The organism is Sediminicola sp. 1XM1-17, from assembly GCF_037203765.1.
Classification (GTDB): Bacteria; Bacteroidota; Bacteroidia; order Flavobacteriales; family Flavobacteriaceae; genus Sediminicola.
This window is the reverse complement of sequence record NZ_JBBCAS010000003.1, coordinates 16101-38148: the sequence shown is the minus strand read 5'-3', so window position 1 is coordinate 38148 and position 22048 is coordinate 16101. Positions and strand designations below refer to the sequence as shown.

The window sequence follows — 22048 nt, the reverse complement described above, 5'->3', positions numbered from 1 at the left end:
AACAACCCCTTCGGGATTTTAAGGACACGTTAAACCAAAAACATGGAACGGACCAATAACAACCTAAACACATTCAGTATCCTCTATTTGGTCAAGGGCATATTGACCTTGAGCATTTCATTATTTTTTGTCTTTTATGTCTTTATTGGATTTGTGATAGGCAATTCTGATGATTGGAGGTATGAAACCGATTCGTTGCCCATTAATCCTGCCATCATAATAATCGCTATTGGGGCCATAGGGGTAATAATATCCATCATCATGGGAATACTTACCTTGATGGCCTCCAAATATTTGAGGGACACCAAGAATTATAATTTCATTTTTGTAATGGCCGTTATCAATTGTCTCACCGGAATATTGGGTATCCTATTGGGCATATTTACCATTATAGAATTAATGAAACCTGATGTCAAACAACTTTTTTATACAGATCAACAAAGGTAACCGCCTTATCTGACAACAACCCAAACCATTGTTTAACTATGTTGAAAATTCCCATGGACAAAGACCCTGAATTCTGGCTGTCTGGCCCTATTCCCGGAATAACGCCCCTTTTACAACCCGCGGCCCATGCCCTTTTGCAATCTGGAAGAGAACTGACTAATTACACACACGGTTTTAATGAAGACCTACTTTGGACCAAATTATCCGGCCGTGCGTCTGTAGGTTTTCACATTCAGCATCTTACGGGCGTTTTGGACCGGATGCTTACCTACACCCAATCAAAATCCCTAACCGAAGAACAGTTTTCATACCTAAAGAATGAAGGCAATCCTAACACATTATCCAATACCATGGAATTGGTTGAGGCTTTCAATGTAAAAGTAGCTGAGGCATTGGAATATTTCAGAACGATACCTGAAAGTGAATTGACCCATAAGAGAACCGTAGGTCGGAAAAAATTACCCTCTACAGTTTTGGGCCTCCTATTTCATGCTGCGGAGCACAGTCAACGACATATTGGTCAATTATTGGTTACGGTGAGTGTTCTTAACGAGTACCAAGGAACTTCAAAAAAAGAATGATGACCAAAAAAAAGCAACTAGTACAGTACCGGACTCTTAAATATGACACCCCTAAAACTAGCAATACTTTTAAAGCAGTTTAGATTGACTACCTTAGCAGCTTAAAAAGTTACAGATGCTAGGCTTAAAATTGGAAACAGACCCTCGCTGGGTCGATATTGTAGAATCGAACATTGAAGAAATATTGACCGATCATGCCTGGTGTGAGCAAAAGGCTGCTACCAATGCCATAACCATTATCATCCAAAATCCTGAACATACTGATTTGGTCACCGATTTATTGACCCTGGCACAAGAGGAACTGCAACATTTTGAAATGGTCCACGAGCTCATTAAAAAAAGAGGTTATACCCTCGGGCGTGAGCGAAAGGACAGTTACGTAAATGAGCTTTATAAATTCATGATCAAAGGGGGAACACATCAACAGAGCTTGGTGGACAGACTTTTATTTTCTGCCATGATAGAGGCTCGTAGTTGTGAACGGTTTAAACTCTTGTCACAAAAAATAAAAGATCCGGAATTGGCCAAGTTCTACCATGACCTTATGATCAGCGAAGCTGGGCATTACACTACTTTTATTGGCTTTGCAAGACGCTATGGGGAAGGACTTGACGTAAACAAACGTTGGGCAGAGCTGATCAAGTTTGAAGGGGAAGTAATCAAAAATTACGGAAAATCCGAGACCATTCACGGTTGATCACATTAAAAATGGAATTTTGGCAATTGTAATTATAGAAAGCTACTATGTTTATTGGGTCGCACATTGGACCCTAGATTTTAAAACTTAAAAACATCAATAACTTAATTCCTCTCTTCATTGATTAAGTAACAAAATTAGCTTACTTTTCATGTCAATTTTATTTTATGTACCAAATTTGAAACAGTACCCGTTAAAAAGCACTACTAATTTCAAGGGTGAATTACCTTTGTGGATTATAGTTGGAACCATCGGTATAAGCATCGTGCCGTTGATTCTAACGATATTTGGTTTTGATTTTGGGTATGAATCGCCTCCCATCGATATGGGGCAATTATCATCCATGACCCCTTCTGAATTTGAAAACACAATTCAACGTAGTTTAGGCGGGTCCATACTACATTCCATTATGGAGTGGAGCGCTGTTGCTTTTGCATTTGGAATAGGTTCCCTATCTTTGATTCAATATAGAATTACCGGCAATCCTGTCACTTCTATCGTGGGAATAGCCCTATTTTGCGCAGGAAGCATAGATGCTTTCCATGCCCTAGCTGCCACCAACCTAATCCATTCCGATGCAGAAATTGCAAATTTCAGCCCCTTTACCTGGGCTCTGTCACGTTTGTTCAATTCCTTGATTTTACTGATAGGTGTGGGTATATTTCTTGTGAAGAACAAATTAATCCCTCAATACAGAAAATCAAATACGCTGGTCGCTGTTGTGGGAGTTACATTTGTAAGTTTATCTTATATCATTATTCAACTATGCGTGCAAAGTGAGGTATTTCCGGTAACGGTATACCCTGATAATTTTATCTCTAGACCATATGACATTTTACCCCTGATCATTTATTCCATTCTAGGTCTGTTCGTGCTACCTGCATTTCACAAATCGGAGAAGAGTGTTTTTACCGAGTCACTCATGTGGAGCATGATTCCTGCCCTTGCTACCCAATTGCACATGACATTTGGTTCTATCGATTTATATGACCATCATTTCAACATTGGTCATTTTCTCAAAATTATCTCCTATCTGATTCCCTTTGCGGGATTGGGCATCTTTTATATAAAAACATATAGGGTTGCCGAGAAGAGGTTGGTTGATTTGGACGAGGCCCATAAGTTATTGACCCTGAAAAATCAGGAATTGGAGCAATATACCCACATTGCATCACACGATTTACAAGAACCCTTGCGTTCCATATCGAGCTTTACAGAGCTTCTCGAGGATAGGTACCAGGAAAAATTGGATCCCAAGGGACAACAATATATTCAGTTCATAAAGAAGTCGTCCGACAGAATGTATAGGACGATAAAGATTTTAATGGATTATTCCAGAGTAGGCACCAATCTAAAACCAGAATGGATAGACTGTAATGAGGTTCTCGAAATGGCAAAACAAGATCTTTCCTTTGTAATAAATGATACCAATGCCTCATTTAAAAACGGCACTTTGCCCAAAATTTATGGTGGGGAAACTGATATCCGATTGCTCTTTCAAAACCTTATTGCCAATTCCCTGAAATTCAAAAGAGAAGGAGTAGCACCAATCATCGATATTTCGGCAACGTCAAATGATACGGAATGGCTTTTTGAGTTCCGTGATAACGGTATTGGCATTCCCCAGGAAGAGTTGAAGGATATTTTTATAATCTACAAAAGGTTGGGAAGTTCCAGCAAAAAAGACGGACATGGGATAGGGCTTTCCCATTGCAAAAAAATAGTGGAGCTCCATGGCGGAAAGATTTGGGTAGATTCAGAACCAAACAAGGGCAGTTCCTTTTTCTTCACCATCCCCATGAAGGATGAGATGACCGTGGGCTCATAAGCGCCAGAACATCGATTAAAATTCCAGCACGCCCATTACGTTTTTGCTGCTCATTCGCTTGATTAGAAAAGGAACATTCCTCAACCTTATGAGGGTTTCCCGTCCGAATAAATATTATTTTCTTGTTCTGCCACCCTAATAAAGGTGGTACGTTTGGTCAGCTCCTTTAGGCGTTGGGCCCCCACATACGTACAGGTACTTCTAATACCTCCCAAAATATCCTGCAGTGAATGTTCCACCTTTCCCTTGTAAGGCACCTCTACCGTCTTGCCCTCACTGGCACGGTATTCTGCCACACCACCTACATGTTTGTCCATGGCCGTGGTAGAACTCATCCCATAAAACTGTTTGTACGGTTGACCATGGCGTTCTATCAATTCGCCACCGCTTTCATCATGACCGGCCAGCATCCCCCCGAGCATTACAAAATCTGCTCCGGCCCCAAAGGCCTTAGCGATATCACCTGGGGTAGTACAGCCGCCATCACTTATTATTTGTCCCCCTAGCCCATGTGCTGCATCGGCACATTCTATAATAGCCGATAGCTGGGGGTAACCTACGCCGGTCTTTATTCTCGTGGTACAGACAGAACCGGGACCGATGCCCACTTTTATAATATCGGCACCGGCGAGAAGCAATTCTTCCACCATTTCCCCGGTAACCACATTTCCAGCAATAATGACCTTTTCCGGATACTGCTTCCTAGTCTGCTTAACAAAATTCACAAAATGTTCCGAGTAGCCATTGGCAACATCAATGCATATAAATTTCAACTTTGGAAACTCGTTGAAAATGGCAGCCAAACGTTTGGTGTCCATGGGACCTGTACCGGTACTGACCGCGATATAATCCACAATCTCCTTTGGTGCACCTGCCATAAACTGAACCCATTGCGCAAGGGTATAATGCTTATGGATGGCTGTGAACAATTTATTTTCGGTCAGGGCCAATGCCATATCAAAAGTCCCTACCGTATCCATATTGGCAGCCATAATGGGAATACCTGACCAATGAGAATTACTGTGAAGAAATTTAAACTCCCGTTCCAGTTGCACTTGGGACCTACTCTTTAGGTTAGATCTTTTTGGCCTGATCATAACATCCTTGAATCCTAGTTTTATATCTTGTTCTATCCGCATCCTAAAATACTTTTGGGTTACTTTTAAAAGTACAATTTACTTCTCAAAAACAAAGCACAATTTTTGGTAATTAGGTGCTCCAAAGCAACTGGATGAATTGCCTTTAACCCTCATTTAGGATTTTAAGGTATTTGTTTTTTAGCTATCTTACTGAACCTTAAAAAACCAGATATGTCCTATAAATTTCTCTCCATTTTTTTGCTGCTTATTTCTCTATCCGGCTATGGCCAAAAACCACCTATCAACAAAGCATCAGAACTGGCCGTTGACCAAGATAGGTTGGAGAAAAGTATTTTCGAATTGGCAAAATTCGGCATGAAAGACAATGGGGAAACTAGTCGGGTCGCTTTTAGTGATGCCGATATTGCTTCCAGAACCTATCTCATCAATCTTATGAAAAATGCGGGATTGGAGGTGCATATTGATTATGCCGGCAATATCATTGGCAGGCGGGAAGGTAATGATGGGACCAAGAAAGCTATTGCTTTTGGTTCCCATACGGATACTGTCCCAGACGGTGGCAATTACGATGGATGTGTCGGGTCTATGGCCGCCCTGGAAGTGGCACTTACCCTTTTTGAAAATAACGTGGAAACCCAGCACCCCCTGGAAGTCATTATTTTTTCCAACGAGGAAGGGGGCCTATTGGGCAGCAGGGCTTTGGCCGGGGCATTGAGTCCGGAAGCACTCTTGGTTAAAAATAGTACAGGGTTTACACAAGGGGAAGGTGCAAATAGGTTAGGGGGAGATGTGACAAAAATAGATCAGGCCGCTAGAAAAAAAGGGGATTTGGCCGCTTTTTTAGAATTGCATATTGAGCAAGGTGGTATTTTGGATACTGAGAACATTGATATTGGTGTCGTAGAGGGTATTGTTGGCATCAAATGGTGGGATGTAGAGATAACCGGATTCGCCAACCATGCCGGGACCACACCGATGAATATGAGAAAGGATGCCCTTTTGGCCGCTTCCAAATTCATCATAGCAGTCAATGAAGTGACCAACAGTTTTGAGGGAAAACAAGTAGGTACTGTAGGGAGGATTGCCGCTGAACCGGGTGCGCCCAATGTAATTCCAGGTAAAGTTCTCCTAAGTTTGGAAATACGTGATCTATCATCTGAAAAAATAGCACTGGTATTCCAAGGGATTCAAAAAAGGGCTGCGGAAATAGCCAAAGATTCCAATACTGCCATTGAATTTCATCCCATTGATGCCAATGCAAAACCCGCCCTAACAGATAGGACCATTCAGGAAGCCATTGCCGTTTCCGCAAAGAAATTGGGATTGTCCCATAAACAAATGCAAAGTGGTGCAGGCCATGATGCCCAAGATATGGCACTCATTGCCCCAGCGGGAATGATCTTTGTGCCCAGTAGAGATGGTATTAGTCATTCCCCAAATGAATTTACTTCAGCTGAGGACATGGCCAATGGAGCCAATGTACTATTACAGACTATATTGGTATTGGACCGGGAACTCAAATAAATAGCCCTCAACAAAGGGTATCCCGGAAAGCTGTATTATAAGTGTGATACGGCCTTTTTTGCCGTCTCAAACTCCAAAACCATATCCGCAACTATTTCTGCGGCAGGTTTGATATCATGGATTATGGCTGAAACCTGACCTATTTCCAACTCCCCCTCTTCAAGATCCCCTTCGAACATGCCGCGCTTGGCCCTTGCCCTGCCCAACAATTGTTTCAACTCTTCCACCGTTGGTGATTGGGCGTACAAATTTTGGATATCCTGAAAGAATTTGTTCTTTATCAATCTAACGGGTGCCAATTCTTTGAGGGTCAAAATGGTATCCCCTTCTCCCGCTTCCACTACCTTTTGTTTAAAAAGTTCGTGCGATGACGCCTCAAAACTTGCAACGAACCTACTCCCAACCTGCACCCCATCGGCACCCAAGACCATGACGGCCAACATAGACCTTCCTGTAGCGATCCCTCCGGCAGCGATCAGCGGTATGTCAATTTTTTCCTTGACAGCGGGAATCAAGGTCAGGGTGGTTGTTTCGTCCCTTCCATTGTGTCCCCCGGCTTCAAAACCTTCGGCAACTATGGCATCAGCACCGGCTTCTTGGGCCTTCACTGCAAATTTCACACTGCTCACCACATGTACCACGGTAATACCGTTTTCTTTTAAATGGGAGGTCCAGGTTTTAGGGTTACCGGCCGAAGTAAAGACGATTTTCACTCCAAGTTCTACAATGATGGACATCAATTGGTCAATGTCCGGATACAACATGGGCACATTTACCCCAAAAGGTTTCTTGGTCGCTTTTTGACATTTTTGAATATGCTCCCGTAACACTTCCGGATACATGGAACCGGCTCCAATGATACCCAAACCACCGGCGTTGGAAACAGCAGATGCCAATCGCCATCCACTGGCCCATATCATCCCAGCTTGTATAATGGGATACTGTATTTTAAATAGTTCTGTGATCCTATTCTCCATTATTTTTTTATCAACTTGTATTCCTTATTGATGCCATCCATTTCCAATTGAATGATATACATAGCCCTACTCAATTGCTCCACGGAGATTTGATTGTCCGTTTCGGAAATTTGCCTTTCCAAGATACGTTTTCCATAACTATCGTACAACCTTAGGATAGCCGATGTTGCCCCCGGAGGTAGTTGGATCTGCACCGAGACATCCATAGGGTTTGGAAATAGAATATAGTCCAGGTCATCCTCTGTGACAATCTCCTCTTCTTCAGCTACATCCACACCATTTAATGTCAATGCCAGCTCAAAATTTGGGATTCCATACCCCATTTGGGAATTAGGGTCCGTAAACAGGGAAGACCCCTCCCGGACCATCTGCATGATCTCCAAGTTGGACCTATCTGGGAAAGCACCCCAAAAAGAAGCAATGGCACCCGCCATAATTGGAGATGAAAATGAGGTGCCATTGTTGGAGACAATAGCGTTGTTCTCATCCACTACAGCAGCATTTCTTCCCAGAGCCATGCCATCTGGTTTTACAATTCCATTTGCATTGGGACCACGGGAACTGAAACTTACATAAGCCCCATTGATATCCACAGCGCCCACGGTGAAAACGTTCGCATCTGCAGGAGCTGTGATCACCCCCCAAGTGGTGCTTCCAGAATTCCCCGCTGAATTTACCACCAACATTCCCTTTTCTGTGGCGATGTTGGCCCCTCTGGAAATAAAGGTAGTGTTCCCATCCATTTCGGACGGACTGTAATTATAATTTGGATTGTCAAAAGTGCTATAGCCCAAGGAGGTATTAATAAGGTCTACCCCCAGACTATCTGCCCTTTCAGCGGCTTCGACCCAATAACTTTCTTCCACCGGGGTTTCTGAAGCCCCGTCCTCCGTTCTAAAGAGTATATAGCTGGCATCTGGTGCAGTACCCACAAACTGATTATCAATATATCCTCCTAGGTCCGATAAGACCCTTGTACCATGGCTATCCCCATCGGCACGGTAAATATTGGTGTTCCGATCCACAAAATCATAGCCACCCTTCAAATCATTATTTGCACGCAACCGTGAAAAAACTCCGAGCTTGTCCACATTGGGAAACCCTCCGTCCATCACTGCGATCCAAAAGCCTTCCCCCGTATAATCCAATCGATGCAGGGCCTCAACCTTCAATTGTGAGATTTGGGCCTGACTTTGTCCATAGACAAAATTGGCCTCTTGGGATAAAAACTTATGAGTGTGGTTATCTGGCTGATCTTTAGTAAGGGCGGTACGCTTGTTCTTTGCGTTCAGACTCCGATCGGCATAGGAAATCCTATCTACAAAGTCGAGGTTCGAAAGGGCTGCAATAGCATTGCCACTACCTATGACATGGACACAATTGAGCCATTTGGATTTTGCCTTGACCAAAATACCGGCTTGAAGCTTGATTTGATCAATATAAGACTGGTTTACCGGGACATCCCTTTCGTCCACAGGAACATTAAACTTTTCTTTACGGGCCAGTGCCCTTGCTGTTAAAATATTTTCAGGAGCTGCCAATGATTCAGCCACCTTGTCCTTATCCTTAAAATATACCCAAGCATGTTCTTGGGCCCTTGCCCCCAACATACCACAAAGAAAAAATATGACAAGGATGTATTTTACCATATTATGAGATCACTCCTGATCCAATTAGTTCATCTTCCAAGTACCAGGCCACGAATTGTCCTTCGGTAATTGCCGATTGTTTTTCCTCAAAATCTACATACATGCCAGCTTCGGTTTGGTATAGGGTTGCCTTTTGCAATGGCTGCCTATAACGGATCCTGGCCATGACCTCCATGGTCTGATCCGGCTTTAAGGCCAAATCTGTACGCACCCAATGCAATTCTTCATTGCTAACGAAAAGGGTACGTCTATACAATCCAGGATGGCTCTTTCCCTGCCCCGTATATATGATATTGTCCACTACATCAGTTTCTATGACAAACAATGGCTCTTTAGTTCCCCCAACATCCAGTCCCTTTCGCTGACCTTTTGTAAAATAATGGGCCCCCAAATGCTCTCCTACCACCTTACCATCTTCAAGATTATATCTTGGTTTTATGGCATTAAACGCCAACTCTTCCCGCTTGGAATCGAAGATGGGATTATTGGTTTGGTATTGTGGCAAGGAGGAGGGCACCTCAACAATTACGCCCTTTTTAGGTTTCAATTTCTGTTGCAGAAAATCTGGCAGCCTCACTTTTCCAATAAAACAGAGTCCTTGTGAATCCTTTTTATCGGCGGTAATCAGATTATTGTCAGCAGCGATCTTGCGTACCTCTGGCTTGGTGAGTTCTCCTATGGGAAAGAGCGTTTTGGCCAATTGCCCTTGTGACAATTGACAAAGGAAATAAGACTGATCCTTATTGCCATCCACTCCGGCCAATAGTTGATAGGTTTCGGATCCATCTTCATTCATAATGGTGCCCTTTCTACAATAATGACCCGTGGCCACATAATCTGCCCCCAAACGCATGGCTATTTTCATAAAGACATCAAACTTGATCTCCCTATTGCACAACACATCCGGATTTGGGGTTCTTCCCTTTTCATATTCATGGAACATATAATCAACTATACGCTCCTTGTACTGTTCACTCAAATCAACGGTCTGGAAGGGAATTCCCAACTTTTCAGCCACAATAAGAGCATCGTTACTATCCTCCAACCATGGACATTCATCAGAAATGGTCACGGAATCATCGTGCCAATTCTTCATAAACAAGCCTATTACCTCATAACCCTGCTCTTTCAACAAATAAGCGGTTACACTAGAATCTACTCCCCCGGAAAGTCCAACTACAACTTTTTTCATCTTCTTCAAATCAATATGCAAAAATACAAAATTCGCAGATGTCATGATCTCTTTTGGCAACACCTATTTAATTCAAAAATCAAAAGAAAATCAAACGCTGCAAACAATGAATTGCCTTGGTCGAAATAATCACCTCTACATAACATAATTCATTTTTGTTAAACTTTTTTTAAATAAACATAAACAAAAATATATTTTGCCTAAGTTTGAAATGTTTAAATATTTACTCAATTTATTAAACAGAAAATATGTCAATATGTGTGACCAAAAGTTAGTTTCACCACATGAGATTACGTGTTAGACGTTTGACTACCTATTCATTCAATTTTAGCATAACCCTTAAAACCTAAAAACATTATGAAAAAATTATTCAGATTAAATGCCCTAGCCTTCATGGCTTTGTTTTCATTGTTCTTACTATCCTGTAATGATGACGACAGCAATATAATGGAAGAAGAAATGTCCACTGAACTCAATATCGTTGAAACGGCCCAAGCGACCTCCGATCTAAGTCTTTTGGTAGAGGCTTTGATTCAGGCAGATGCCGATTTGGTGGCCACTTTAAGCGCAAACGGACCATTTACCGTTTTTGCACCAACGAATGAAGCGTTCGCGAACTTGCTCGAAGCATTAGGAGATGACTACAACAGCTTGGCAGATTTTGACACGGCAGAAGAAAAAGAATTGTTGGCAAAAGTCCTGACCTACCACGTTGTGGAAGGAACTGCGGCTCTGTCAACTGATTTAACCCAAGACATGAGAATTGAAACATTCCAAGGTGAAAATGTTTCTGTTGATCTAAACGGTGGGGTTTTCATCGGAGACGCAACAGATGCCAGTGCAGCGGTTGTTATACCGGATGTGGACACATCCAATGGTGTGGTGCATGTAATTGATAAAGTTCTATTGCCCCAAGAAGTTTTGAATGCACTTGCGCCTCCTACACAAAATATTGTAGAAACAGCTCAGGCCACTGCCGCTTTAAGTTTATTGGTTGATGCCCTTGTCCAGGCAGATGCGGACTTGGTGGCCACTTTGAGCAGCGATGGCCCCTTTACAGTGTTTGCACCAACAAACGACGCTTTTGAAGCTCTTTTAAACACTTTGGGATATGCCAGCTTGAGCGAATTTGATACTCCAGAAGAGAAGGCATTGCTTGCCAAGGTATTGACATACCATGTAGTCTCCGGTACAGCCGCTTATTCCACTAACCTAAATGATGGCATGATGATTGAAACTGTACAGGGAGAAAATGTTTCTATTGGTTTATCTGGGGGTGTATTTATTGGAGATGCCACCGATACAGACGCCCAAGTGGTTATTGCCAACGTGGCAACAACAAATGGTGCCGTTCATGTGATCAACAAGGTATTGTTGCCGCAAGAAGTATTGGACGCCCTATAACATAATTTACCTACTATTGCCCCGATTAATTCTTTTATGAATTAGCTATGGACTAGGACATTTTTAGAATCTAGTATTAAACCACACTGCGCTACAGTGTGGTTTTTTTATCTCCATGGGGTGTACTTGATCTTGGTAACAACACAGAATATTCCTTTAACATACAAAAATGAACGCTTTACAACTATAATTTTAAAAGCGCGTACTTATCCCTGATATTTACAGTCCCAAATCTTTCCAAACTAAACCTATATCATGCGAAAAGCTCCCTGTAACAGGGAGCTTTTTTTTGAGGATACCCCACTATTTTGCTATTGGACCTCCAATTTATGGGAAATTGAAGAGCAAAAAAAAACTCCCAAGCAGTGGGAGTTTTTTTATTTTGGATCCTATTCAATTATTTGTTTTTCTTTTGGGCCTCTGCCTGCTCCATCATCTCGCGCATTTTTCTCTGGAACTTGCTTTCCTTTTTTGGCTTCTTCTTATTCTCCTGAATCTGCGCGTGTATTTTGTCCTCATCAATAATAAACTTCTTGATGGCCAACATGATAAAAATGGTAATTAGGTTGGATACAAAATAGTACAAACTCAATCCACTCGCATAACTATTGAAGAAGAACAACATCATCAATGGCGATAAGTAAATAATGAACTTCATATTGGGCATCCCGGGTTGTGTCGGCATATTCTGTCCTGTGGTCATCATCATATAAAAGAAAATGGCAACAGACGCCAAAATTGGGAATAAACTAACATGATCCCCGTAGAATGGAATACTGAAAGGCAACTGAGCTATCGTATCGTAGGAAGAAAGGTCATCTGCCCATAAAAATGATTTTTGACGCAAGGCAAATGATGTTGGGAAGAACATAAAGAGCGCATAGAATATAGGAAGCTGCACCAATGCGGGCAAACAACCACTCATAGGACTCACTCCTGCCTTACCGTACAGTTTCATGGTCTCTTGCTGCTTTTTCATGGCATTGTCCTTATACTTCTCATTAAGCTCGGTTATTTCCGGTTTCAATACCTTCATTTTAGCCTGTGAGAGATAGGACTTATACGTCACCGGTGACATGAGCAATCGTACCAAGATGGTCATCACCACAATGGCAATACCAAATGGAAGGAACGAGCTCAAAAAGGTATAGGCAGGCGTAAATATATACTTGTTGATCCAACCAAAAATTCCCCAACCGAACGGAATGGAATCTTCCAATCCCAGTTCCTTGTACTGTGATAAAACTTTAACATCCGTTGGGCCATAATACCAGTCCATGTTATAGGAAAGTTCCCCTCCCTGTAATTCCATTGGAACCACACTACTGTATTCCTTGGTATATCCAGCGGTCTTACTTTCTTCTTCAACCAGATTGACAGATTTCAATATTGCCGACTCAAATGGTGTTTTGGTAGCTAAGATGGAACTGAAAAAGTGTTGCCTGTAGGATAGCCATTTAACATCCGTTTCGGTTTCCTCATCATCACTGCTCTCTGAAAGTTTACTGATCTTTCCATCTTCGTGATTATAGGTAAGACGCGTGTAACGGTTTTCGTATTGAATACTTTTTGAGTGACGGATCCCTTTAAGTTTCCATTCAAGGTTTATGCCTCCACTGGGATTGATTATTCCATTAAGCCCTTGTGATCTCACCATAAAATCAACCAAATAGTCATTAGGTTTCATTTCATAACGATATTCCAAATACTGGGTGGGAGATACTTTGGCCTTCATGGAAAGCACTTGAATGTCCCCATTATTGGTCATAGTTGGCTCAAAATACAAATCCTTGGTGTTCAAGGACCTGTTATCGCTGGTTTTAAAGGTAATGTCGAATGTAGCATTGCCATCCTTCACCAAATAGACCGGAATGGAATCGTAGGTGACAAATTCTTTCATTTTGGCCTCAACGATCTGTCCACCTTTGTTGCTTATTTTTAAAACAACCAGATCATTTTCCAAAACCGTTGTAGCTTCAGATGGGGTATTAAATCCAAAAGCGCCCATGGCATTTTTATAGCCGGCAACCGAAGTGGAGTCCTGCATATTAATAGCTGGCTCTGCAGCCGGAATCTCCTTTTGCACTTCAGCAGCCTTATTCTGGGCCTCTACCTGCTCTTGCTTTGCCTTTTGAGCCTCTAACTCCTCAGGGGTTGGCTGGTTCTGGTAAAACATGAAAATCAGGATACCGAAAATCAGTACAAAACCAATTATAGATTTAACATCAATTTTTTTTTCTTCCATCTACGTATAATTTACAATACCTTCAAAATTATGGTTGCAGGCTTGTTTAAAATTTAGTTTGCTAATATATGTTCAAATCTGTATTCCATGCCTATGGGACATCAAATTACTTTATCTTATGTTCAAGAGCTGCCTTTACAAATCCAACAAATAAAGGATGTGGATTGGCAACCGTACTCTTATACTCTGGATGGTATTGTACCCCAATAAACCAAGGATGGGTTGGCAATTCCACAATTTCCACAAGTCCTGTTTTCTTATTGATACCTGAAGCCACCAAACCTGCTTTTTCCATGGCCTCTTTGTATTGGTTGTTGAACTCGTAGCGATGGCGATGTCTTTCGGAGATGGTTTTAGCACCGTGGTAGACCTTTTGCACCAAACTCCCATCTTTCAAATCACAGTCCCATGCCCCTAAACGCATCGTACCCCCTTTATTGGTAATGGTCTTTTGCTCTTCCATCAAACTAATAACCGGATTCGCCGTATTAGCGTCCATTTCCGTAGAGTTGGCATCGGAAAGGTTGAGTACATTTCTACCGTATTCTATTACCGCCATTTGCATTCCCAGACAAATGCCCAAGAATGGGATATTATGCTCCCTGGCATGTTTTACGGCCTTGACTTTTCCTTCGATTCCTCTTTCACCAAATCCAGGAGCAACAAGAATACCGTCCAAATCCTTCATTTTGTTCACCAAATTGCGATCGGTAATATGTTCCGAATGGATCCATTTTATTTTGACACGCACTTCATTGACCGCACCGGCATGTATAAAAGCCTCCAAAATGGATTTGTAAGAATCCTGCAATTCCACATATTTTCCGATCAGTCCGATATTGACCTCTTCTTTCGGATTTTTATGCTTGTGCAGAAATTCGTTCCAATTGGTCAAATCTGGAACAACAGTGTCTGGCAATGCCAATTTATGCAAGGTCACGGTATCCAGTCCTTCCTCCTGCATCAGGATGGGCACATCATAAATGGTGGAGGCATCAATGGACTGTATTACGGCATCTCTCTTCACATTGCAGAAAAGTGCTAATTTATCCTTGATATCATCCGATATCTGATGCTCTGTCCTACATACCAGAATATCGGCCTTAATCCCGCTTTCCATTAAGGTTTTCACAGAATGTTGCGTAGGCTTGGTCTTAAGTTCTCCGGCAGCGGAGAGGTAAGGAACCAAGGTTAGGTGTATTACAATGCCATTGTTATCACCTAATTCCCACAGCAATTGCCTTACGGCCTCTATATAAGGCAAGGATTCGATATCCCCGACAGTTCCTCCGATCTCTGTAATCACGATATCATATTCACCACTTTTACCAAGGATCTGAATTCGTTCCTTGATCTCATTGGTAATATGGGGAACTACCTGAACCGTTTTGCCCAAAAACTCCCCTCTTCTTTCTTTTTCTATGACACTTTGGTAAATCCTTCCCGTAGTGACATTGTTCGCTTGGGAGGTCCTAACATTCAAAAAACGTTCGTAATGCCCCAAATCCAAATCGGTTTCCGCACCATCATCGGTTACATAACATTCACCGTGTTCGTAAGGGTTCAAGGTTCCTGGATCTACGTTGATATAAGGATCCAGTTTTTGAATAGTTGTTTTGTAACCGCGGGCCTGAAGCAATTTGGCCAATGAAGCTGCAATAATCCCTTTTCCAAGAGAAGATGTAACCCCACCGGTTACAAAAATATATTTCGTCTGTGACATGAAGCGTTAGGTTCTTTTCTTAACGCAGGCAAAAGTACAAATTGCAGTCCGATAACACTGTTAATCTCTTGGAAAATCTTTTTGAATTTTCCTGATCAATCCCTCCAACCCGTTTATTTTGATCTCCAACATGGCTTTTAATAAATTTCCCAGTTTTCCTTCGGGAAATCCCTGCTGTTGGAACCACACCAAATAGGGCTCAGGAAGGTCTAGGAGATATCTATCCTTGAATTTTCCAAAGGGCATTTTATAATGCGCCAGTTCTATCAGCTGCTTTTTGTCGGGATATATGTTCATATGTAGGAACTATAACTTATCTTTCTATACTTACTTAATACTCGAAATTATGAAAAGGCGCACTTTTATTGGCACTTCCGCTGCTGCTACTGTTGGAGTTTTGGCTTATCAATCCATAAACGCCCAAGAAAAAAAGCAAGATATGGGATTTAAACTTAAAAACAACATCAACCATAGCGTGTGCCATTGGTGTTTTTCCGATATTCCCCTGGAAGCCTTTTTGATAAAGCTCAATGAACTGAACATCAAGGCCATCGACTTGATGGGACCCAAGGAGTGGCCCCTATTAAAAAAGTATAATATTCACTCCTCCATGTGCAATGGGGCCGAAATAAGCTTGACCGAGGGATTCAACGACCCGCAATACCACGACACCCTTTTGGACAATTACACCAAAATGATCCCCATGGTAGCATCGGCAGGATATACCAATTTGATTTGTTTCAGTGGCAACCGCCGGGGAATGGATGATGAAACAGGGCTACAAAATTGTGCTGCCGCATTAAAAAAATTAATGCCTTTGGCTGAAAAACACGGTGTGGTAATTCAAATGGAATTGTTCAACCAGAGGAACCATCCAGATTATATGGGAGACCGTTCTGCTTGGGGCATAGCGCTGTGCAAACTAATTGGTTCGGAAAACTTCAAGCTCCTATTTGACATTTACCATATGCAGATCCAAGAAGGGGATATAATCCAATCCATCAAGGACAACCACCAATATTTTGGTCATTACCACACGGCCGGAGTACCCGGAAGACATGAAATTGATGAAAGTCAGGAATTGTACTACCCGGCTATCATGAGGGCCATTTTGGATACGGGTTACAAAGGGTATGTGGCCCAAGAATTTATCCCTGCCAAGGACGATAAAATCGAGGCCTTGAAACAGGGATTTTTAATCTGTGATGTCTAAGATTCTCAATCAACACTTTGCAGGAGCCATCAATACTGGCCTTGCATGTTTCACAAAAACCGCAAATTCGCAATAAGACGCATTACTCTGCCTCTATGATCATCATTTTATCATAGGATACAATATAGGCCGACTGGTTAAAAAAACCTGAAGACGGATCCTTTCTGTAGTTGAATTTGTTCGCATTATAAGAGGTCTCCCCTATTTTTTTACTGGCTTCGAAAAGATTGTTTTTATAGGCCAACTTCAATATGATATCAAATGTGATATCAAATCCACGAATCGCAAATCGATCAGGCTCCATTCCATACTTTTTCCTGTACATCTTGACAAATGAATTCGTAGTAACATCTTTTTCAACTGATGGATAGGTAAACCCTAAATTGGACAGATGGGAACTAGATATGACATCATTCTCAAAAGCTTTGTTCCTATTGGTCGTGAACATTTTCACCTTTACAGAATCTGTAATTCTAGAATTCAAGACAGAACTCACATGATAAATGGTATTGGAGTTATCAGATTCCAGGAACACCCAATTTTGTTTTGCTGAAATGACCTGCCTCACCCTTTCAATGTCCAGTGAAATATTGTTTTTTAAGGTAAGAATTTTAGCCTGAGGGAATTTTTCCAAAAGCAAACGCTGAGTTCCTTTGTTATTGTCATCGGCAATGATGACCATATTTTCTCCCTTTCTTCTTTCCTTCACGTAAGAGATCAACTTATTTCTCAGAACCCCTTCGGTTGGAATGGTAAAGTACACATTCCGCAAACTGATGTCGCTTTCAGAGGCAATTGGAGCAATCACGGGTACGTCATACTGGGCAGCGGCCAAGGCAACCTCCTTTAATGATTTGCCATCCAAGGGTCCAATAATTGCATCGACATTGTTAAGGTTTTCACGCAACATAAAATTCTTTACCCTTGCAGCGTTCAATTGGGTATCAAACGTTTTTACCTTTACGGAAACCCCCAATTTCTTTAAGGAATCCAAGGCCACCAATGCACCTGTATAAATTCCGAGACTGTACTTGGTATCCTTTCTTCCCGCCATGGAATCTTTTGCCGATTCTCTATTGCTAACATCTATCTTATCCGTTCTAAAGGGCAGCAAGAAGATTATATTGGGTTTATTTTTGGTCTGGATACTGTCTATTAGACTGAATCTATCCAGTACCAAAGAATTTTTTATTTCCAGATCTTGGGCTTTTTCCTTTGGGATCTTGAGTACCATCCCTGCTTTTAATCCATCGTTAAGTTCAGGATTGAGCATTAATAGTTCCTTATAGGTTACATTCAGCTTTCGGGTCAACCTAAATTCAGTTTCTTGTGGTTTTACCTCATAGAAAACATATTTATCTGTATTGACAACCTCCTTTTTTACGCCTTCTTTTTTTGGTAGGCGTATAATCATCCCCTCTTGCAGACCCCGTACTCTTACCTCAGGATTTAAAGATTTTATTTCGGCTTCCGAAACCCCAAATTGTTTTTCCAGACTATAGAAAGTCTGTTTGGGAGTAACAACATACGACGTATAAAGCTGTATATTTTGATTTTCAACAGTACTACCGGCAATTTTTGGCAATTTCAACTGTTGGCCTTCCATAAGATAGTTATTGGTCTTGGAAAGTTCCGGATTCAACTCCAACATCCTATCGATGGTTATACCATAGGCATTGGCTATGCTCCATCTGGTTTCTTTGGGCTTTACGGTGTATATTTCATAATCATCTTCGCTATTGTCCGCCTCCTCTTGTTTCACACGTCTGAACTTTGGTATTCTAAGGTTCATCCCTTTTTTGAGGTTTCCAGAGTACAATTCCTTGTTATAGCGTTTTATATCCTCTATCGTAACATTGAACCGTTGAGCGATTCCATATAGGGTGTCCTTTCGTTTTACCTTGTAGCTCGTAAAACCTATTGGATTTTCTTGGTCGTTGGAATTCTCCTTGACAACCTCCTTTGTGCTGCTCTTCACCTTGGGAACATTGGGCTCCACAGATTTTGATTCAACCGGTATTACAAGAACCGTATTGGCTACCAAAGGCTTCCCCTGGACTATTTCCTTATTGTATTTTAAAATGTTGAAAGGGGTGACCTTGTATTGTTTTGCAATACCCTCCAAGGTTTCCCCCTTCTTCACTGCATGTGTTGTAAATTGCTGTGCATTTATGCTAAAACATAAAAACAGCATGAAGAAGCCTGTTAAAAGTATTTTAAAACGTGTACTGTTCATTCCTATTCCCATTCTATGGTTGCAGGTGGCTTGGAGCTTATGTCATAAACAACTCTATTAACCCCCCTCACCTTATTAATAATATCATTGGATGTTTTCTGCAAAAATTCATAAGGCAAATTGACCCAGTCTGCAGTCATTCCATCCGTACTCTCTACCGCTCTTAAAGCTACACATTTTTCATAAGTCCGCTCATCTCCCATCACCCCTACACTATTTACGGGCAAAAGTATGGCTCCGGCCTGCCACACCTTGTCATAAAGTCCCCATTCCTTTAATCCATTGATAAAAATGGCATCAACTTCTTGTAAAATGGCTACTTTTTCAGGTGTGATATCCCCAAGGATACGTATGGCCAATCCTGGACCTGGGAAGGGATGCCTTCCCAACAATGTCTCATCGATACCCATACTGGCCCCTACCCTGCGTACTTCATCCTTGAACAACATGCGCAAGGGTTCCACCACATTCAATTTCATATAATCGGGCAATCCCCCAACGTTGTGATGACTCTTTATGGTTGCCGAAGGACCTCCAGTTGCTGAAACAGATTCTATCACGTCCGGATAAATAGTTCCTTGGGCCAACCATTTGGCATCTTCCACCATATGGGATTCATCATCGAAGACCTCGACAAAAACCCTTCCGATGGCTTTTCTTTTTCTTTCGGGATCGCTCTCACCAGCCAATGCGTCCAAAAAGCGTGCCGAAGCATCAACGCCCTTGACATTGAGCCCCATATCCTTGTATTGGTGCAATACGGCATCGAACTCATTTTTCCTCAAGAGTCCGTTGTTTACAAAAATGCAATGCAAATGTTTCCCTATGGCCTTGTGCAACAAGATGGCAGCCACCGTAGAATCAACTCCTCCGGAAAGCCCCAAGATTACCTTGTCCTTTCCTATTTTTGTTTTCAGTTCCTTTACAGTGGTCTCTACGAATGCATCGGGTGTCCATGTCTGTGCGACCCCAGCGATATGAACCAAAAAGTTCTCCAACAATTGTTTACCGTCTGTAGAATGGTAAACTTCTGGATGGAACTGTATGGCATAGGTCTCCTCCCCGTCAAACTTGTAGGCAGCATTTTCCACATCATGGGTACTGGCCAGTCTAATGGCATTCTCCGGAAGCGTTTTTATGGTATCAGCATGGCTCATCCAAACTTGACTCCCTTTGGAGATCTTATCAAAAAAAGGTTCGTTATCCTTCACAAAGGACAATTTGGCCCTACCATACTCCCTTGTGTTGGAAGCTTCTACACTTCCTCCATTGAAATGTGCCAGATACTGGGCTCCGTAACAAACCCCCAAAAGCGGTTTTTTACCCCTTATCTGAGATAGATCTGGATGAGGAGCATCCTCCCCCCTAACGGAAAAAGGAGATCCAGAAAGGATGACCGCTTTGTATTCCGAAAGGTCTTCAGGTAAATGGTTATACGGTTTAATTTCGCAGAAAATATTGAGTTCCCTCACCCTTCTTGCGATGAGCTGTGTATACTGGGAACCAAAATCTAAAATGAGGACATTATTTTGCATGGGCAAAAATAGTATTAAATTGAAAAATGGAAAGTTTAGAGTGCAATAATTTTTGGTAATTTTCCCGAGACTGACTATTTCATGGAATCCAAAATGGCCCTTATGTCGGATTCGGTGGTATCCGGGTTTATAAAACAGAATCGGGCTACCGTTTCGTAGACCCCTTGATTTTTCCATTTGGTCGGCGTGACCAGGGCAAATCCGTCCCTATGGTTTTTGTAGGTCCAATTTCTGTAGTCATCCGGCGTCCATCCCTTTCTGCGGAATAGTACACAAGAAAGACTAGGCTCCCTTACCAATTCCACCACTGGATTTTCCCCAATAATCTTACCGGCCAAATTGGCCAGCTCTATCCCTTGTTGCACGGCCCACTCATACTTATCCGTTCCGTGCATGGCCAATGAAAACCACAATGGCAATCCTCTGACCCTTCTGGTCAGCTGTATCTGATAATCGGAAGGATTGAATCCATGCGCACCTTCATCCTTAAAAATATCCAAGTAAGACCCTTCTTGGGAGTGTGCTTCTTTGGCCAGTTCCGGATTTTTATAGATAATGGCCCCGCAATCATAAGGTGAGAACAACCATTTATGTGGATCTATGGTAATACTGTTGGCTCGTTCTATACCTTTAAAAAGAGGTCTCGCCTGTTTGGAGGCCAAGGCCCCGCCACCATAGGCAGCATCCACATGAAACCACAAACCTTCCTGCTCACAGATAGACCCAATACCGTCCAGGTCATCTATAATGCCCGCGTTGGTAGTACCTCCCGTTGCCACTACAGCAAAAAGTCTTTTTCTTTGGTGTTCCGTGAGACCCTTCAAAGCATTGACCAACATGGTGGCCGACATACTGTCCTCGGTTTCCACCAGAACAACATCGGCATCTATGACCTTTGCCATAGACTTTATGGAGGAATGCGCCCCACTGGATGTGATTATCAAGGCCTTTTCATTGATATTGTCTGTATTCTTTCTCCACGCCTCACGGGCCGTGACCATAGCCGATAGATTGGCAGCTGTCCCTCCACTTGTAAAAACCCCAAAAGCAGGTTCTGGCAGACCGGTCAGGGAAACCAACCATTTCATGGCCTCATTTTCACAAAAGATACCCCCTGCTCCTTCCATCCAATAGGCGCCATGGATACTGGAGGCCGAAGTGACCAAGTCGAACATGATTGCAGCTCTTGTGGGAGATGCCGGTACAAAAGCCAAATGCCTGGGATGATCAATAGGGACCGTGGCCTTTATCAGAACGTCCTTGAACAGGTCAAAAGCTTTTTCCCCTCCTATCCCAGCTGATGTAATGGTATCCCCCACCATACTTCGAAGCTCCTCTTCCTTTTTGGGTTGCCCGAGTTCAGGAGCCGTTTTGGTGATTCTATTGATGACATATTTCATGACATCCAAAGTCATTTCCACCAGCTCTATATCTATGTTATGCATTTGGTCTTTTTCTTTTGGCAAAGGTAGTATTTTGATCCACTTTTTTAATGACAGAACACCGCTGATTTCCTACTATCCCAATAAAAAAAGCTCGGTAACCACACCGAGCTTTCAAATCGATCCCGATGTAACTCGGGAAAACTAACCTAACTACTATTATTTTAAACCTATACTACTTGCACTGTCTATACCTTAAACAACTTATAAACAAAAAACCCTACCATGTTTTTTTATTTTTTACCTTTAACTTAG

General features: G+C 42.1%; 17 protein-coding genes. 7 read left to right on the top strand and 10 right to left on the bottom strand.

Features of this window, described 5'->3' with window-relative positions; translation table 11 throughout:
• Positions 1-42: 42 nt before the first annotated feature.
• From WAA86_RS05605 to WAA86_RS05590, 4 genes are all read left to right on the top strand, one after another.
• Positions 43-447, top strand: a complete 405-nt coding sequence (locus tag WAA86_RS05605; RefSeq protein WP_337300011.1) for a hypothetical protein — start codon at positions 43-45, stop codon at positions 445-447.
• A 38-nt stretch (positions 448-485) separates the two neighbouring features.
• On the top strand, positions 486-1028 hold the full coding sequence (locus WAA86_RS05600; protein ID WP_337300010.1) for a DinB family protein: 543 nt from the start codon (positions 486-488) through the stop codon (positions 1026-1028).
• Positions 1029-1143: 115 nt separating this feature from the next.
• Positions 1144-1725 carry a tRNA-(ms[2]io[6]A)-hydroxylase gene (locus WAA86_RS05595; protein ID WP_337300009.1) on the top strand — a complete coding sequence of 194 codons (582 nt, stop codon included), beginning with the start codon at positions 1144-1146 and terminating at the stop codon, positions 1723-1725.
• 151 nt (positions 1726-1876) lie between these two features.
• The gene (locus WAA86_RS05590; protein ID WP_337300008.1) at positions 1877-3553 is read left to right on the top strand and encodes a sensor histidine kinase; all 1677 of its coding nucleotides are present in this window, start codon (positions 1877-1879) and stop codon (positions 3551-3553) included.
• Positions 3554-3639: 86 nt separating this feature from the next.
• Here WAA86_RS05590 and WAA86_RS05585 read toward each other — a convergent pair whose 3' ends face one another.
• Positions 3640-4692, bottom strand: a complete 1053-nt coding sequence (locus WAA86_RS05585) for a GMP reductase (RefSeq protein ID WP_337300007.1) — start codon at positions 4690-4692, stop codon at positions 3640-3642.
• Between the two features lie 171 nt (positions 4693-4863).
• Here WAA86_RS05585 and WAA86_RS05580 point away from each other — a divergent pair, with 171 nt between their 5' ends.
• A complete protein-coding gene (locus WAA86_RS05580; protein ID WP_337300006.1) occupies positions 4864-6177 on the top strand; it encodes a Zn-dependent hydrolase in 1314 nt (437 codons plus the stop codon).
• 35 nt (positions 6178-6212) lie between these two features.
• Here WAA86_RS05580 and WAA86_RS05575 read toward each other — a convergent pair whose 3' ends face one another.
• The 3 genes from WAA86_RS05575 to mnmA are packed head-to-tail and all read right to left on the bottom strand — an operon-like array spanning position 6213 to position 10040.
• Complete coding sequence (locus WAA86_RS05575) at positions 6213-7154, bottom strand: NAD(P)H-dependent flavin oxidoreductase (RefSeq protein ID WP_337300005.1); 942 nt, start codon at positions 7152-7154, stop codon at positions 6213-6215.
• Complete coding sequence (locus WAA86_RS05570) at positions 7154-8803, bottom strand: S8 family serine peptidase (RefSeq protein ID WP_337300004.1); 1650 nt, start codon at positions 8801-8803, stop codon at positions 7154-7156. The genes WAA86_RS05575 and WAA86_RS05570 overlap by 1 nt, the downstream gene beginning before the upstream one ends.
• 1 nt (position 8804) lies before the next feature.
• Positions 8805-10040, bottom strand: a complete 1236-nt coding sequence (gene mnmA / locus WAA86_RS05565; protein ID WP_337300003.1) for a tRNA 2-thiouridine(34) synthase MnmA — start codon at positions 10038-10040, stop codon at positions 8805-8807.
• A gap of 312 nt (positions 10041-10352) precedes the next feature.
• Between mnmA and WAA86_RS05560 the strand changes: the two genes are divergently transcribed.
• Positions 10353-11399 (top strand): fasciclin domain-containing protein, encoded by a 1047-nt coding sequence (locus WAA86_RS05560; protein ID WP_337300002.1) that lies wholly within the window; start codon positions 10353-10355, stop codon positions 11397-11399.
• A 397-nt stretch (positions 11400-11796) separates the two neighbouring features.
• Here WAA86_RS05560 and yidC read toward each other — a convergent pair whose 3' ends face one another.
• The 3 genes from yidC to WAA86_RS05545 all read right to left on the bottom strand — a co-directional run bounded on the left by yidC (position 11797) and on the right by WAA86_RS05545 (position 15664).
• Positions 11797-13644 (bottom strand): membrane protein insertase YidC, encoded by a 1848-nt coding sequence (gene yidC, locus WAA86_RS05555; RefSeq protein WP_337300001.1) that lies wholly within the window; start codon positions 13642-13644, stop codon positions 11797-11799.
• A 106-nt stretch (positions 13645-13750) separates the two neighbouring features.
• Positions 13751-15367 (bottom strand): CTP synthase, encoded by a 1617-nt coding sequence (locus WAA86_RS05550; protein ID WP_337300000.1) that lies wholly within the window; start codon positions 15365-15367, stop codon positions 13751-13753.
• Between the two features lie 60 nt (positions 15368-15427).
• Positions 15428-15664, bottom strand: a complete 237-nt coding sequence (locus WAA86_RS05545; protein ID WP_337299999.1) for a DUF3820 family protein — start codon at positions 15662-15664, stop codon at positions 15428-15430.
• A gap of 49 nt (positions 15665-15713) precedes the next feature.
• Here WAA86_RS05545 and WAA86_RS05540 point away from each other — a divergent pair, with 49 nt between their 5' ends.
• Positions 15714-16580, top strand: coding sequence for a hydroxypyruvate isomerase family protein (locus WAA86_RS05540; protein ID WP_337299998.1), 867 nt, complete (start codon positions 15714-15716; stop codon positions 16578-16580).
• Positions 16581-16662: 82 nt separating this feature from the next.
• Here WAA86_RS05540 and WAA86_RS05535 read toward each other — a convergent pair whose 3' ends face one another.
• From WAA86_RS05535 to WAA86_RS05525, 3 genes are all read right to left on the bottom strand, one after another.
• Complete coding sequence (locus WAA86_RS05535; protein WP_337299997.1) at positions 16663-18774, bottom strand: amino acid ABC transporter substrate-binding protein; 2112 nt, start codon at positions 18772-18774, stop codon at positions 16663-16665.
• Between the two features lie 44 nt (positions 18775-18818).
• On the bottom strand, positions 18819-20351 hold the full coding sequence (gene guaA / locus WAA86_RS05530) for a glutamine-hydrolyzing GMP synthase (protein WP_337299996.1): 1533 nt from the start codon (positions 20349-20351) through the stop codon (positions 18819-18821).
• 74 nt (positions 20352-20425) lie between these two features.
• Positions 20426-21796 (bottom strand): pyridoxal phosphate-dependent decarboxylase family protein, encoded by a 1371-nt coding sequence (locus tag WAA86_RS05525; RefSeq protein ID WP_337299995.1) that lies wholly within the window; start codon positions 21794-21796, stop codon positions 20426-20428.
• Positions 21797-22048 lie beyond the last annotated feature (252 nt).

Excerpts from the sequence above, each read along its gene's own strand:
- WAA86_RS05605 (WP_337300011.1), top strand. The coding sequence starts at position 43 with ATGGAACGGACCAATAACAACCTAAACACATTCAGTATCCTCTATTTG.
- WAA86_RS05600 (WP_337300010.1), top strand. The coding sequence starts at position 486 with ATGTTGAAAATTCCCATGGACAAAGACCCTGAATTCTGGCTGTCTGGC.
- WAA86_RS05595 (WP_337300009.1), top strand. The coding sequence starts at position 1,144 with ATGCTAGGCTTAAAATTGGAAACAGACCCTCGCTGGGTCGATATTGTA.
- WAA86_RS05590 (WP_337300008.1), top strand. The coding sequence starts at position 1,877 with ATGTCAATTTTATTTTATGTACCAAATTTGAAACAGTACCCGTTAAAA.
- WAA86_RS05585 (WP_337300007.1), bottom strand. The coding sequence starts at position 4,692 with ATGCGGATAGAACAAGATATAAAACTAGGATTCAAGGATGTTATGATC.
- WAA86_RS05580 (WP_337300006.1), top strand. The coding sequence starts at position 4,864 with ATGTCCTATAAATTTCTCTCCATTTTTTTGCTGCTTATTTCTCTATCC.
- WAA86_RS05575 (WP_337300005.1), bottom strand. The coding sequence starts at position 7,154 with ATGGAGAATAGGATCACAGAACTATTTAAAATACAGTATCCCATTATA.
- WAA86_RS05570 (WP_337300004.1), bottom strand. The coding sequence starts at position 8,803 with ATGGTAAAATACATCCTTGTCATATTTTTTCTTTGTGGTATGTTGGGG.
- mnmA (WP_337300003.1), bottom strand. The coding sequence starts at position 10,040 with ATGACATCTGCGAATTTTGTATTTTTGCATATTGATTTGAAGAAGATG.
- WAA86_RS05560 (WP_337300002.1), top strand. The coding sequence starts at position 10,353 with ATGAAAAAATTATTCAGATTAAATGCCCTAGCCTTCATGGCTTTGTTT.
- yidC (WP_337300001.1), bottom strand. The coding sequence starts at position 13,644 with ATGGAAGAAAAAAAAATTGATGTTAAATCTATAATTGGTTTTGTACTG.
- WAA86_RS05550 (WP_337300000.1), bottom strand. The coding sequence starts at position 15,367 with ATGTCACAGACGAAATATATTTTTGTAACCGGTGGGGTTACATCTTCT.
- WAA86_RS05545 (WP_337299999.1), bottom strand. The coding sequence starts at position 15,664 with ATGAACATATATCCCGACAAAAAGCAGCTGATAGAACTGGCGCATTAT.
- WAA86_RS05540 (WP_337299998.1), top strand. The coding sequence starts at position 15,714 with ATGAAAAGGCGCACTTTTATTGGCACTTCCGCTGCTGCTACTGTTGGA.
- WAA86_RS05535 (WP_337299997.1), bottom strand. The coding sequence starts at position 18,774 with ATGCTGTTTTTATGTTTTAGCATAAATGCACAGCAATTTACAACACAT.
- guaA (WP_337299996.1), bottom strand. The coding sequence starts at position 20,351 with ATGCAAAATAATGTCCTCATTTTAGATTTTGGTTCCCAGTATACACAG.
- WAA86_RS05525 (WP_337299995.1), bottom strand. The coding sequence starts at position 21,796 with ATGCATAACATAGATATAGAGCTGGTGGAAATGACTTTGGATGTCATG.